Consider the following 12,753-nt stretch of genomic DNA (forward strand, 5'->3'; position numbering starts at 1 on the left):
GTGACGTGCGGACTTGTGGGCGGGGTCCACGATACGGGGTGGGGCGCGGGGGTGGCGGGGTGCGAGGGAAGGGCGGGGCGGGCTTGCTCCCCCACCCGCCCCTCCCCGGGACTCCGCCCCGGCCCCGCGCCCCGAACGCCGACGGGGCTTGCTCTCGGCCCCTCTACTTCTCCGTGACGCCCGCGGAGTCGAACGTGGCCACCTCGTGCATCGCCCGCGCCGCGCTCTGCACGATCGGCAGCGCCAGCAGCGCACCCGTGCCCTCGCCGAGGCGGAGGTCGAGGTCGACCAGCGGGCGCAGGCCCAGCTTGTTGAGCGCGGCGACGTGACCGGGCTCGGCGCTGCGGTGGCCCGCGATGCAGGCGGCCAGGGCCTCGGGGGCGATCGCGCGGGCGACCAGGGCCGCGGCGCCCGCGCTCACGCCGTCGAGAATGACCGGTGTACGGAGCGAGGCACCGCCCAGCAGGAAGCCGGCCATCGCCGCGTGTTCGAGGCCGCCGACCGCCGCCAGGACACCGATCGGGTCGGCCGGGTCGGGCTGGTGGAGTTCGAGTGCCCGGCGGACCACGTCGACCTTGCGGGCGTGCATCTCGTCGTTGATGCCGGTACCGCGACCGGTCACCTCCGCCGGGTCCATGCCCGTGTACACGCAGATCAGAGCGGCCGACGCGGTGGTGTTGGCGATGCCCATCTCACCGGTGAGCAGCCCCTTGTTGCCCGCCGCGACCAGATCGCGGGCGGTCTCGATACCGACCTCGACGGCCGCGAGGACCTCGTCGCGGGTGAGCGCGGGGCCGGTCGTGAAGTCGGCCGTTCCGGCGCGCACCTTGCGGGGAAGGAGCCCCGGCGTCGCGGGCAGTTCCATGGCCACACCGACGTCGACCACGCAGACCTCGGCGCCGACCTGGGCCGCGAACGCGTTGCAGACCGCGCCGCCGCCGAGGAAGTTGGCGACCATCTGGCCGGTGACCTCCTGCGGCCAGGCGGTGACGCCCTGGGCGTGCACCCCGTGGTCACCCGCGAAGATCGCGACGGCCGCGGGCTCCGGGATCGGCGGCGGGCACATCCGGGAGAGCCCCGACAACTGCGCGGAGATGATCTCCAGCATGCCGAGCGCACCGGCGGGCTTCGTCATCCGCTTCTGCCGCTCCCACGCCTCGCCGAGCGCCTTGGCGTCCAGCGGGCGGATGTTGGAGATGGTCTCCTGGAGCAGGTCGTGCGGTTCCTCGCCGGGCAGGGCGCGGCGGCCGTACGTCTCCTCATGAACGACCCACGACAGCGGGCGGCGCTTGGACCAGCCCGCCTGCATCAGCTCGGGCTCCTCGGGGAACTCGTCGACGTAACCGACACAGAGGTACGCGACGACTTCGAGGTGCTCGGGCAGGCCCAGGGCGCGGACCATCTCGCGCTCGTCGAAGAAGCTGACCCAGCCGACGCCGAGCCCCTCGGCGCGGGCGGCGAGCCAGAGGTTCTCGACGGCGAGTGCCGAGGAGTACGGGGCCATCTGCGGCTGGGTGTGCCGGCCGAGGGTGTGGCGGCCGCCGCGGGTGGGGTCGGCGGTGACGACGATGTTGACCGGGGTGTCGAGGATCGCCTCGATCTTCAGTTCCTTGAACTGCTTGGCCCGGCCCTTGGGAAGCGACTTGGCGTAGGCATCGCGTTGCCGCTGTGCCAGTTCGTGCATGGAACGGCGGGTCTCCGCCGAGCGGATGACGACGAAGTCCCAGGGCTGCGAGTGGCCGACGCTGGGCGCCGTGTGCGCGGCTTCGAGGACGCGGAGCAGGACCTCGTGCGGAATCGGGTCGCTGCGGAAGCCGTTGCGGATGTCGCGGCGCTCGCGCATGACCCGGAGCACCGCCTCGCGCTCGACGTCGTCGTAGCCGGGAGCGGGCGGGGTGTCGGGGGCCCCGGTCTCCTCGGGCTGCGCCGCCCGGGGCTCGGGGGCCTCGGGGGCCTGAGCCTCCTCGGCGTCGGGCCGGGGCAGGCTCTCGGACCGCGGGGACTCCACCCGCGCGGTCACCGAGGCTTCCGCGCCGTCCGCGGGGGCCGCGCCGTCCGCGGGGGCCGTGCTGGCCGGGGTCTCGACGACCTCTGGTCCCCGCTCGGGCTCGGGCACGGTCAGCACCTCGGCCTCGGGGGCGGGGGCCGGGGCCGGCGCGGTGACCGGCTCGGTGGGCTCCGGGGGCTCGGCGGGCGCGACGGTCTCGACCGGCGCCGCGGCCTCGGCGGTCCGGGGCTGAGCGGGCTGGACCGGCTCCATGGCGATCGCCACACGCTCGGGTTCGGGCTCGGGCTCGGGCTCGGGCTCGGCCTCCGCGGCCTGCTCCACGACGGGCGTCGGTGCCAGGTTCGGTGTGGTCGGCGCCGAGGCCTCCACAGGCACGGATCCACCCGCGGGAACGGGTTCCTGGACCTCCGCCGACGCGGCCTCCTCCGGCACGGCGGCGGTCTCCACGGCGGGAGCCCCGGCGCCGGCCTCGGCCGCTGCCTCGATCACTGTCTCGGCCTCGGGCCGGGACTCGGACTCGGGCTCGGCCATGCCCTCGACGCCTGCCCCGGAGGAAACTTCGGAAGGAACCTCGGCCGGAACCTCGGAAGAAACCTCGGCCGGGGTCCCGGCAGCGGTCGGCACCGCGTCGGCCGCCGGAGCGCTTATGGCCTCCCCGGACGCCACCGGCGCGACCTGCACGGGCTGCGCCGCGGGCGCCGGCTCGGCGACCGGCTCGGCGACCGGCTCCGGAACGACCGTTTCTGCCGCCACCGGGGCGACGACCGGCTCGGGTGCCTGGGCCGCCCACGGGCTGCCGCCCTGCGGCAGGATCTCACCGAGCTGCGGGCCCGGCAGTACGGCCGCCTCGTCGCCCGGCGCCTCGAAGTACTCGGGCCCGACGGTGGGCGGTCCGGCGTGGCGTGCGGGCGCCTGGGTCTGGACCTGCGCCTGGGGTGCGTCCGCGGGTCCCCGGTCGGCCAGCGAACGGACCACTCCGCCGGTCGGCGATCCGCCGTACGACGGCCCGCCGTCGGCCACGACCGGACCGCGATGCAGCGGTCGGCGCACCGGAGTCTGTGGCTGCGGCTGGGGCGCCGGAGCGGGGGCCGGGGTGGGCGAGGGGATGCGTACGCCCCTCAGGTCGACCGAACCGGAGTCGCGGCCACCGGACTCGTGCGTCCCCTGGCCGCTCTCGGGCAGCGCTCCGGCCGCCGGCTGCTGCGCCGCGTACACGTCCGCGACCTGGACGGACTCCTGCACCTGCACCTGGACGGGTTCCTGCACCTGTACCTGCACGGGCCCCTGGGGCTGCCCGGGGGCCTCGAAGGCGGACTGGGGGTGGGCCGCCTGTACCGCGGCGCGGCCCTGGTGGGCGCCCTGCTCGGGCAGTACCGCCTGTGCGGCGACACCCTCGGGGTACTGGCCGGGGGCCGGTACCGTCTGCGGGTCGCTCCAGGCGCCCTGGGGGCTCGGCATCAGCAGGACGTCGTCGTCCTCGGGCACATGCGCGGAGGGAGCGAGGAAGGTGTAGGCATCCGGGGCGGCGACGCCCGGCTGCTCCACCATGCCTGCGTTCTCCGGCAGTCCCTCACCCGGGATCTGGCCGGTGTCAGTCATGCGTACCCCTCGCCCATCGTCAGTGCTCCTTCGGCCCTTCGCCCGGGACGCCCGAACACGCCACGCCGGCGCTCGTCAACAAGAACGAGCGGGCGCGCCGCGCGGCACGAAACGGTCGCGGACATAGTGCATTCTCGCGGCCGTTCGCCGCCGCGGCAGCTCATTTCGCCACGGCCCGCTGTGGACTGCGCCACGTTGCGCGTCCCCCGGCTCTGCCGTACCACAACGAGGGCCAAAACGGTCCCCTTTTCCGGACATTGACGAACGAAGCGACGAACGTCCAGCCGCGGTGCAACGATCGGCCAGCCTACCTCGCGCCGCACGCCGGGAGGGTCAGGGGGCGAGGTCCGAACGCAGCGCGGAGAGCAGGAACACGACCGAGCGTTCGCGCTCCGACCACACGGCCGTGTCGAGTTCGACGGACTGGAGGAGCGAACAGCGGACGGCGTACCCGTTCCCGGCGAGTGCCGCGCCGAGCGCCTCGGCCTCGTCGCGCGTGGAGGCATGGGTCACGATGCGTTCCGGACGGCGTTCGGTGACGGCGGTGGCGACGGGGACTCCGCCGCCCCCGATCCGTACGATGTCGGGCTCCGGCAGCCGCTCCAGCACATGCGGTGCCCGGCCCTCGACGACCTGGAGCTGGACTCCGAAGGAGCGGGCCGCCGCCGCGGTGCGGGCGCAGGCCGCCGGGTCGCTGTCGACCGCCAGGACCGCCGCCCCGAAGCGGGCGGCCTCCACGGCCAGGGCTCCGCTGCCGGAGCCGATGTCCCACAGGAGGTCGCCGGTACGGGGGCCCAGGCGGGCCAGTTGGGCGGCGCGCAGCCCCGGGGACCCGCCCTCGCCGCTCTCGTCCCCGGCGTCGGTGGGCCCGCCCGGGTAGGCCGCCGGGGGGAGTGCCCAGCCGCGTACGCCATGGGGGTGGCGGCCGGCGATCCAGGCGCCGGTGGCCTGCGGTTCGTGGCCGCCGCCGATGACGATCACGACGTTGGGGTCGCGCCAGACGTGGTCGGCGGCCTTCTCGGAGGTGACGACGCTGACCTGTTCGCGCGTGGTGCCGAGTTCCTCGCAGATGACGAAGGTGCGGTGGACGCCTTCGAGGAGCAGGGCGAGTTCGGCGGGGCCCGCGCCCGGCGACGTGAGGACGGCGACCTTGTGGTGGGCGCGGCAGACGTTGACGGCGCGGCGCAGGGTGCGGGGGTGGGCGACGACGATCTGGGCGTCCTCCCACGGCATTCCGGCGCGGGCGAACGCGGTGGCGACGGAGGACACGGCGGGGACCACTTCGACTTCGAGGCCGTGCTCGGGTGCGCGGAGGCTGCGTACGACTCCGAAGAAGCCGGGATCTCCGTCGGCGAGGACCACGGCGCTGCCGCGGTGTCCTGCGATCCGGCGGGCGGCCAGGTCGATGGAGCCCAGGCGGATCCGTTCGGCGTGCGCCGGGACTTCGGGGAGTGCGAGGTGGTGGGCGGCTCCGGCGACGAGCGTGGCGGCCGAGAGGGCGGCCGTGGCCGCTCCGGTCAGTGGCGAGCCGTCCCAGCCGATCACGGTGACCCGATCGGCCATCTGTCGTCAGTCTCCTGGAGTTGTCGCAGGTGGGGCTGCCCGTGAGGGCGGGCAGGGTGAGAGTACCCGGGTCCGCGCCGGCGGGGCGCCGGGGCCTCTGCGGGGGGGGTCAGTTCCAGTCGTTGTAGGAGCCGTAGCCGCCCGCGTCCGCGAGTTGCTCGGCGACCCCTTCGAGGTCCTCGGGGAGCAGGCCCCAGACGATCAGGTCGGTCCTGATGTCGGTCCAGCTTCCGTCCTCCCTCTGGGTGCGCGCTATGCGGGCGTTGCGCAGGACTCCCTCGCTGATGCAACCGAGCTTCTGGGCGACCTGCTGCGAGGCGGTGTTGTCGGCGGCGGTGCGCAGTTCGATGCGCTCGAAGCCCTGGTCGCGGAAGAGCCACTGGGCCAGCGCGAGTACGGACTCGGTGGCGTACCCCTCGCCGCGCGCCCAGGGGGCGGTGATGTAGGCGGCCTCGGTGGCGAGGGTGCGCCAGTCGGTGTTGCGCAGGCGGACCGAGCCGACGAGCCGCTGGGTGAGGAATTCGGTGACGGCGAAGACGATGCCGTCCCCGGTGGTGCGCTGCGCGGGGGCGATCCTGCGGACCCAGCGCTCGGCGTCGACGCGGGTGTAGGGGTGCGGGTCATCGGTCCAGGCGGTGACGAGTTCGTCGTTCATCATCTCGATGTACGCGGGGACGTCCGCCATGTCGAACGGGCGCAGCACCAACCGGTCCGTGCTGATGGAGATGTCCGGAAAGGTGGAAGTCATGCGCAGCTCCATGCCGAAGACCGTGTAAAGGCACAGCATGCAGCATCGGCCCGGCGTTGTGCATGGGCGGGTCCGCACGACGGAGCCCCGCGCCCCCGTGGTGGTGGGGTGCGCGGGGCCCGTCGGGCAAATGCCGTGCGCGTGTCAGGACTTGGCCGCGCTGCCGAAGGCCGGGACGACCGAGCCCTGGTAGGTGTCCTCGATGAACTTCTTGACCTCGTCGGAGTGCAGGAGCTTCACGAGCTTCTCGACGCGGGCGTCCTTCTCGTTGCCCTTCTTCACGACGACGATGTTGGCGTACGGGTTGCCGTCGGCCTTCTCCAGCGCGAGGGCGTCCTCGGAGGGCTTGAGCTTGGCCTCGATGGCGTAGTTGCCGTTGATGACGGCGGCGTCCACGTCGTTCAGGGCGCGGGGCACGGTCGCGGCCTCCAGCTCCTTGAACTCCAGGCCCTTCTTGTCGGTGATGTCGCTCAGCTTGGCGTCGGTGCCGACGCCGGCCTTGAGGGTGATCAGGCCCTTCTCGGCAAGCAGCTGGAGGGCGCGGCCCTCGTTGGTGGTGTCGTTGGGCACCGCGATGGTCTGGCCGGACTTGATGTCACCGATGGCCTTGACCTTCTTGGAGTAGAGGCCGAGGGGCTCCAGGTGGACGGTGCCGACGGAGACGAGGTGGGTGTTGTTCTTCTTGTTGAAGTCGTCGAGGTACGGCTGGTGCTGGAAGAAGTTGGCGTCGACCTGGCCGGTCTCGGTGGCGGTGTTCGGCAGGACGTAGTCCGTGAACTCCTTGACCTCCAGCTTGAGGCCCGCCTTCGCCGCCAGGTTCTTCTTGACGAAGTTCAGAATGTCGGCGTGCGGCGTCGGGGACGCGGCGACGACGAGCGCCTTGGAGGTGTCGGCCTTGGCGCCGGTCGCGCTCTTGGAGGCCGGGTCGGAGTCCGTACCGCAGGCGGTGAGGCCGAAGGCCAGGGCGGCGGTCGCGGCGGCAGCAGCGGTGATCTTGATGTTCTTGCGCACGAAAAGTGCCTCTTTCGGTGGTGAGGGTGGTGCGCCCGGACAAGGAGTTCGGGCTTGGGTGGAAAGGAAGTCTCAGGTGGTGGTGCGGCCCCGGCGGGCCAGCAGGCGTACGGCTCCGTCGCCGATCAGCTGGATCACGGTCACGATGACGATCAGCAGCGCGACGGTGATGAGCATGAACTGGTTGTCGAAGCGCTGGAATCCGTAGGTGACGGCCTTGGAGCCGAGCCCTTCGCCGCCGACCGCGCCGGCCATCGCCGAGTAGCCGATGAGCACGATGACGGTGGTGGTGGTGGCGGAGACGAGCGAGGGCAGCGCCTGCGGGAGCAGCACCTTGCGGACGATCGTCGGGATGGATCCGCCCATCGACTGGACGGCCTCGACGAGCCCGTGGTCGACCTCGCGGACGGCGGTCTCGACGAGCCGCGCGAAGAACGGGATGGCGCCGACGGCGAGCGGCACGATCATCGCGGTCGGGCCGATGAAGGTGCCGACGACCCAGGTGGTGAAGGGGATCAGGGCGATCAGCAGGATGATGAAGGGCAGCGAACGGCCGATGTTCACGATCACGCCGATGATCTTGTTGACCGGGGCGTTCCGGAGCAGTCCGCCCTTGTCGGTGAGGACCAGCAGGACACCGAGCGGCAGTCCTACGAGAACGGTGACGAGTGCGGACCAGAGCACCATGTACAGGGTGTCGACGGTTCCCTGGGTGAGCAGCGGCTGCATTTCGGACCAGGTCACTTCGCCACCTCCTCGGTGAGCGGGGCGGGGGTCGGTACGGGGACGGCGGCGGAGTCGTGCTCCACGACCTCGGCCTGGAGTCCCTGCTCGCGCAGGAAGCCGATCGGAACGACGTTCTCCTCGAAGCGGCCGGGCAGCTCGATGCGCATCCGGCCGATCTGCTTGCCGCCGACGGTGTCCATCGCGGCGCCCAGGATCGAGATGTCGATGTTGTACGTACGGGAGAGCTGCGAGATCACCGGCTGGGTGGCGGCCTCGCCGTGGAAGGTGACGTCGACGACCGTGCGGTCGGGGCCGGAGGCCGTACCGCCGACGGGGAACAGCTTGTGGGCCAGTTCGGAGCCGGGGGTGGCGAGGAGTTCGCCGACGGTTCCGGACTCGACGATGCGCCCCTTCTGCATCAGCGCGGCGGAGTCGCAGATCGTCTTGACGACGTCCATCTCGTGCGTGATGAGCAGGACGGTCAGGCCGAGCTGCTGGTTGAGGTCGCGCAGCAGCTGGAGGACGGAGCGGGTGGTCTCGGGGTCGAGGGCGGAGGTCGCCTCGTCGGAGAGCAGCACCTTGGGGTCGCCGGCCAGTGCGCGGGCGATGCCGACGCGCTGCTTCTGGCCGCCGGAGAGCTGGCCGGGGTAGGCCTTGGCCTTGTCGGCGAGGCCGACCAGGTCGAGGAGTTCGAGGGCCTTGCGGGAGCGGTCCCTGCCCGGGACGCCGAGGATCTCCAGCGGGAGTTCGACGTTGTTCTGGACGGTACGGGAGGCCAGCAGGTTGAAGTGCTGGAAGACCATGCCGATGCGGCTGCGTGCCTCGCGCAGTTCCCGGCCGGCCCGGCGGCCCCGGCCGGCGAGGGCGGTGAGGTCCTGGCCGGCCACGGTGACCGTGCCGGAGGTGGGGCGTTCCAGGAGGTTGACGCAGCGGATGAGGGAGGATTTTCCGGCGCCGCTCTGTCCGATGACGCCGTACACCTCGCCCTCGCGGACGTGCAGGTCGACGCCGTCCAGGGCGGTGACCTCACGGCCGCGCGACTGGTAGACCTTGGTGAGGCCCGTAGTGGTGATCACAGGGTTTCCGTCACTGTCGAGTGCGCGGCGCGGTGTCCGCCGGGCACGGGGCATTCGTCTGATGGGGCTGTCCGGACGTTTCGATCGGACGTCCCGGGCGGGGGCTCGGCACGGCCGGACGCGGCGGGTAGCCGGGGCAGCGGTGCTCGGGCGGGCTCGTTCCGCTGGGTGCGGACGGCTCGGGCTCGGTCTCGCTTCGGGGCGCGAGGATCGGGCGGGGGCCCTCAGAAGGTGCGCATTCGACACATACAACGAGCACCGGGCGTCGTGATCGCCTCGGTCGCAAGGGTGCGGTCGCTCGTCGTGGTCATGCGGCAAGTAAAACAGACGTAACGTTCCGCCCGGCCGGCGTGTCCGTATAGCGGACAGCCGTGGATGGTGGTGCCGACCGGCCGGGCAGGTTGTCGCGATTCCCGCTTTCGGGGCTGTGACCTGCACCGATGTGGCTGATCGGCCGTCGATGACGCATCCTGCGGCGGGTCCGGGGTCCTCGTGCGTTGTGGTCAAGGCCACGGTCCCGACCGCGGCCGGGGCCCACCGGTACCGGAAGGGACCACGGCACCGCCGGGGGCCGTCCCCGGCCTCCGGCCGCCGGCGCCGGTCCGCCCTCCGGGTGCGGGGGCGCACGCAGGGGGCCGTCCGGTCCGTAATACCCTCACCTCATGCTTGACGCCCTGACGGTCGCGGTCGCCGTGACCGCGCTCGCCCTCACCGCCTGGTGCGGACTGGCCGCGTACCGGGACCAGCCCACCAAGGACTGGCACTTCATCGGGATGGCCGTGGTCTCGCTGCTGGCGCTGGCCCAGCTGGTGGTGGGCATCGTGCAGCTGTCCCGGGGCGAACGGCCCGAGCAGGGCATGACGATCTTCATCGCGTATCTGATCGGGTCCTTCCTCGCCGTGCCCGCGGCCGGCTTCCTGTCGCTCACCGAGCGGACCCGGTGGGGTTCGGTGACGGTGGCGGCGGGCGCGGTCGTGCTGGCCGTCCTCGAAGTACGGCTCTACGACATCTGGGGAAACTGACCGTGACCGACACCGATCGCACCTCCGCCGCCGCCCCCGCCGGCCAGAAGCAGCCCTTCGACCTCGGCACCGGTCCCGGCCGGGTGCTGGTCTGGTTCTACGGGGTGTTCACCGTCGCGGCGGCCTCCCGCTCGATCGTCCAGATGATCCTGGACTTCGACCGGGCACCGCTCGCCTACGTGCTGTCGGCCGTCGCCGCCGTCGTGTACGGATTCATCACGTACTCGCTGGTGCGCGGTGGTGAGAGGGCGCGCAGGTCGGCGCTGGTGTGCTGCGCCGCCGAGCTCCTGGGTGTGCTGGTGGTGGGGACGTGGACGATGGTGGAACCCTCGGCGTTCGCCGACGCCACCGTCTGGTCCGACTTCGGCATGGGCTATCTGTTCATCCCGGTGATCCTGCCGATCACCGGGATGATGTGGCTGCGCCGCGCGAAGAACGCGTAGGACGGGCGCGCCGGACGCGGCACGGGCGGACGAGCGCAACCCGTGCGGCGCGCTGCCGGTGCTACGCGCTCGCTACGTAGGCGGGTGAGGTCGCGTCCTTCTCCAGCAGGATCATCCGGACGCCGTCCTGACCGGTCGCGTTGCCCACGGGGGCGTAGCCGGCCCGCTGGTAGAGGCGCAGATTGCTCTCGCTGCGGTGCCCGGTGTGCAGCTGGAAGCGGGTGGCCGACCGCTCGTCGGCGAGCCCCGACTCCGCGGCCCGCAGCAGCCGGGCGCCGAGGCCGTGTCCCTGGAGCCGCGGGTGGACGCAGAGCCGCCCGATCTGCCCGGTGCCGTCCTGATCGGTGGATCCGCGGACCGAACCGACGACTTCGTCGCCCAGCCGCGCCACGAACACCAGCTGCGTGGCGATCTCGGCGCGCACCGAATCGAGCGTCTGGACGAGCGGGTCGATCCGGTAGTTCCCGTACAGCTCCGCCTCGCTCTGGAAGCAGAGGTACTGAAGTTTCAAGATCTGTTCGGCGTCCTGTGCCGTCGCCGCCGAGATGATCACACTCATGCCCATGTGCGCATGCCTCCGCCCACCTGATCCACCGGTTGTCTAACGCTCCTTTCCCCGCGGTTCAGGAGCGACAACCTCCGCCGCGAGCATTCTGCGCAGACATCCAAGGCATCGGGAACGGACCGGACCCAAACTCCCCTGTGACATACCCAACTTCCCTGCGATTTCCCGGTAGGTGGGATCTCCGGGCGCGAGCATCGCCGCCAGCAGCCGGGCGCAGCGGCCGGGCAGCCGGCCCACCGCGGCGTGCAGCGCCCGGCGTTCGTCGGCACCCACGGCGATCCGCTCGGGGCAGCCGGCCGGATCCGCGAACGTCTCGTCGCGGTAGGGGCGTTCGTGCCGGGCGGTACGGCGGGCCCGGCGGGCCTCGGCCCGTACGGCGTCCCGCACCCAGCGCGCCGTGTCCGCCGGCGGCCCGCCCACCGCGAGCCGCTCCAGCAGCCGCAGCCAGACCGCCTGTTCGAGGTCGGCCGGTTCGACCGCGGGGCCCGTCGCCGAGGCGGCCGCCTCGGCCGTGGCCTCCGCGCTCACCAGCGGTCGGAGCGTTCGGACGACGGCCGCGGGGGCGGCCTCGGGCCCGGCGGGGGCGGGATCGGGAAGCGTCATGCTCCGGCAAACGCGTCCGCACCGGCGGCCGGTTGCCGTACCCGGTGCGCACCACCCGACCGGGGCACGCCCCGGCCGGGTGCTGACGCCGGTCTCACTTCGCGGCGAAGTCCGCCGCGGCGAGAAGAGCCGTGTCCGGGTTGTCAGAGAAGATCCCGTCGATCCCCGTCGCGAAGTACGTCCGGAACGCGCCGAACGCGTCGCCGTAGGCGTTGGGGTCGGTGCCGCGCCGGAAGTCGGCGGGCAGGAAGGTGTTCTCGTTGCGCATGGTGTAGGGGTGCAGGACCAGGCCCCGCGCGTGCGCGTCCTTCACGAGGGTGGTCGGCGCGGTGAGCCGCCCCGAGGCGTCCTTGGGAATGATCAGGTCCAGGGTGGGCCCGATGCCCTGGGCGAAGGAGGCCATCCACTCCAGGCCCTCGGGCTTCACCAGGTCGGCGACGGTGCGCGGGTCGCCGGAGGTGACGAAGTCCCAGGGGCGCTCGCCCGCGCCGGAGAGCAGGACGACGCGCGGGGTGGCGACGAGTCCGGCCAGGCGCTGGATGCTGCCGGGCTCGAAGGACTGGAGGATGAGCGGCGACTGCTTGCGGTGACGGTTGTAGCGGCGCAGCAGCTTGGCGAGGGGCTCTTCGAGGCCGAGGCCGAGGCCGCGGAAGTAGGTGGGGTGCTTGGTCTCGACGTACAGCCAGACCGGCTTGCCGCGCCTGCGTCCCTCGCGGTCGGCCCAGCGCAGCACCTCCTCGAAGGTGGGGATCTCCCAGCGGCCGTCGTAGAGCGTGTTCTTCTGGCGGGTGCCGGGGATGCGCTCCTTGGCCCGCAGTGTCTTCAGCTCGGCAAGGGTGAAGTCCTCGGTGAACCAGCCGGTGAGCGAGACCCCGTCCACCTTCTTCGTGGTCTTCCGGCTCGCGAACTCGGGGTGGGCGGAGACGTCGGTGGTGGCGGTGATGTCGTTCTCGTGGCGGCAGACGAGATGGCCGTCCTTGGTCGGCACCAGGTCCTGCTCGACGATGTGCGCGCCCATGTCGAGGGCCAGCTGGTAGGAGCCGAGGGTGTGCTCGGGCCGGTAGCCGCTGGTGCCGCGGTGTCCGATGACGGTCGGCACCGGCAGATCGAGGCGGAAGCCGTGGCCGCCGCCGTGGCCGCCCGGCCGTCCGGCGGCGTTCTGGGCGGCGTCGGCCGGGCCGCCGGCCAGACCGAGGGCGGCCGTACCCAGTACGGCGGCCCCCGCCCCGAGCAGGGCCCTGCGGCCGGGACCTGCCTGTGCGCGCTCTGTCATGAATGCTCCTCGCGTGTGATGTCTCGCACCTGTCGGACGCGGCCCGAGCGTAGGCAGTCGTACCGTCTCAGGAGCAGCTCCTGGGCGAACATGGCGGAAACACACGTCAACACTGC

At 72.2% G+C, this 12,753-nt stretch carries 11 protein-coding genes; 2 read left to right on the forward strand and 9 right to left on the reverse strand.

All coding sequences use genetic code 11. The annotated features are described in order from the left end of the window. Positions 1-163: 163 nt before the first annotated feature. The 6 genes from cobT to ACFVT1_RS28405 form a co-directional block, all read right to left on the reverse strand. A complete protein-coding gene (cobT, locus tag ACFVT1_RS28380) occupies positions 164-3,607 on the reverse strand; it encodes a nicotinate-nucleotide--dimethylbenzimidazole phosphoribosyltransferase (protein WP_389800425.1) in 3,444 nt (1,147 codons plus the stop codon). Positions 3,608-3,940: 333 nt separating this feature from the next. Beyond that, complete coding sequence (cbiE, locus tag ACFVT1_RS28385) at positions 3,941-5,170, reverse strand: precorrin-6y C5,15-methyltransferase (decarboxylating) subunit CbiE (protein WP_389800427.1); 1,230 nt, start codon at positions 5,168-5,170, stop codon at positions 3,941-3,943. A 109-nt stretch (positions 5,171-5,279) separates the two neighbouring features. Beyond that, positions 5,280-5,957, reverse strand: coding sequence for a GNAT family N-acetyltransferase (locus ACFVT1_RS28390; protein WP_389800429.1), 678 nt, complete (start codon positions 5,955-5,957; stop codon positions 5,280-5,282). A gap of 105 nt (positions 5,958-6,062) precedes the next feature. Next, positions 6,063-6,929: a MetQ/NlpA family ABC transporter substrate-binding protein gene (locus ACFVT1_RS28395; RefSeq protein ID WP_389800431.1), complete on the reverse strand. Its 867-nt coding sequence runs from the start codon at positions 6,927-6,929 to the stop codon at positions 6,063-6,065. Positions 6,930-7,001: 72 nt separating this feature from the next. Next, positions 7,002-7,673, reverse strand: coding sequence for a methionine ABC transporter permease (locus ACFVT1_RS28400; protein WP_389800433.1), 672 nt, complete (start codon positions 7,671-7,673; stop codon positions 7,002-7,004). Then, positions 7,670-8,731, reverse strand: coding sequence for a methionine ABC transporter ATP-binding protein (locus ACFVT1_RS28405; protein WP_389800435.1), 1,062 nt, complete (start codon positions 8,729-8,731; stop codon positions 7,670-7,672). The genes ACFVT1_RS28400 and ACFVT1_RS28405 overlap by 4 nt, the downstream gene beginning before the upstream one ends. A 662-nt stretch (positions 8,732-9,393) precedes the next feature. Here ACFVT1_RS28405 and ACFVT1_RS28410 point away from each other — a divergent pair. Together ACFVT1_RS28410 and ACFVT1_RS28415 are read left to right on the forward strand one after the other, a co-directional pair. Further along, positions 9,394-9,753 carry a hypothetical protein gene (locus ACFVT1_RS28410; RefSeq protein WP_266745155.1) on the forward strand — a complete coding sequence of 120 codons (360 nt, stop codon included), beginning with the start codon at positions 9,394-9,396 and terminating at the stop codon, positions 9,751-9,753. A gap of 2 nt (positions 9,754-9,755) precedes the next feature. Continuing rightward, positions 9,756-10,196: a hypothetical protein gene (locus tag ACFVT1_RS28415; RefSeq protein WP_389800437.1), complete on the forward strand. Its 441-nt coding sequence runs from the start codon at positions 9,756-9,758 to the stop codon at positions 10,194-10,196. Positions 10,197-10,257: 61 nt separating this feature from the next. Here ACFVT1_RS28415 and ACFVT1_RS28420 read toward each other — a convergent pair whose 3' ends face one another. The 3 genes from ACFVT1_RS28420 to ACFVT1_RS28430 form a co-directional block, all read right to left on the reverse strand. Further along, positions 10,258-10,761, reverse strand: coding sequence for a GNAT family N-acetyltransferase (locus ACFVT1_RS28420; RefSeq protein WP_389800439.1), 504 nt, complete (start codon positions 10,759-10,761; stop codon positions 10,258-10,260). A gap of 36 nt (positions 10,762-10,797) precedes the next feature. Then, the gene (locus ACFVT1_RS28425) at positions 10,798-11,364 is read right to left on the reverse strand and encodes a sigma-70 family RNA polymerase sigma factor (RefSeq protein WP_389800441.1); all 567 of its coding nucleotides are present in this window, start codon (positions 11,362-11,364) and stop codon (positions 10,798-10,800) included. 94 nt (positions 11,365-11,458) lie between these two features. Beyond that, positions 11,459-12,637 (reverse strand): glycerophosphodiester phosphodiesterase, encoded by a 1,179-nt coding sequence (locus ACFVT1_RS28430; RefSeq protein WP_389800443.1) that lies wholly within the window; start codon positions 12,635-12,637, stop codon positions 11,459-11,461. Positions 12,638-12,753: the final 116 nt, after the last annotated feature.

Source organism: Streptomyces sp. NPDC057963 (genome assembly GCF_042887155.1).
Classification (GTDB): domain Bacteria; phylum Actinomycetota; class Actinomycetes; order Streptomycetales; family Streptomycetaceae; genus Streptomyces.

Bases quoted from the DNA above. Each gene is read 5' to 3' on its own strand.
- ACFVT1_RS28410 (WP_266745155.1), top strand. From the start codon at position 9,394: ATGCTTGACGCCCTGACGGTCGCGGTCGCCGTGACCGCGCTCGCCCTC.
- cbiE (WP_389800427.1), bottom strand. From the start codon at position 5,170: ATGGCCGATCGGGTCACCGTGATCGGCTGGGACGGCTCGCCACTGACC.
- cobT (WP_389800425.1), bottom strand. From the start codon at position 3,607: ATGACTGACACCGGCCAGATCCCGGGTGAGGGACTGCCGGAGAACGCA.
- ACFVT1_RS28430 (WP_389800443.1), bottom strand. From the start codon at position 12,637: ATGACAGAGCGCGCACAGGCAGGTCCCGGCCGCAGGGCCCTGCTCGGG.
- ACFVT1_RS28390 (WP_389800429.1), bottom strand. From the start codon at position 5,957: ATGCTGTGCCTTTACACGGTCTTCGGCATGGAGCTGCGCATGACTTCC.
- ACFVT1_RS28425 (WP_389800441.1), bottom strand. From the start codon at position 11,364: ATGACGCTTCCCGATCCCGCCCCCGCCGGGCCCGAGGCCGCCCCCGCG.
- ACFVT1_RS28420 (WP_389800439.1), bottom strand. From the start codon at position 10,761: ATGGGCATGAGTGTGATCATCTCGGCGGCGACGGCACAGGACGCCGAA.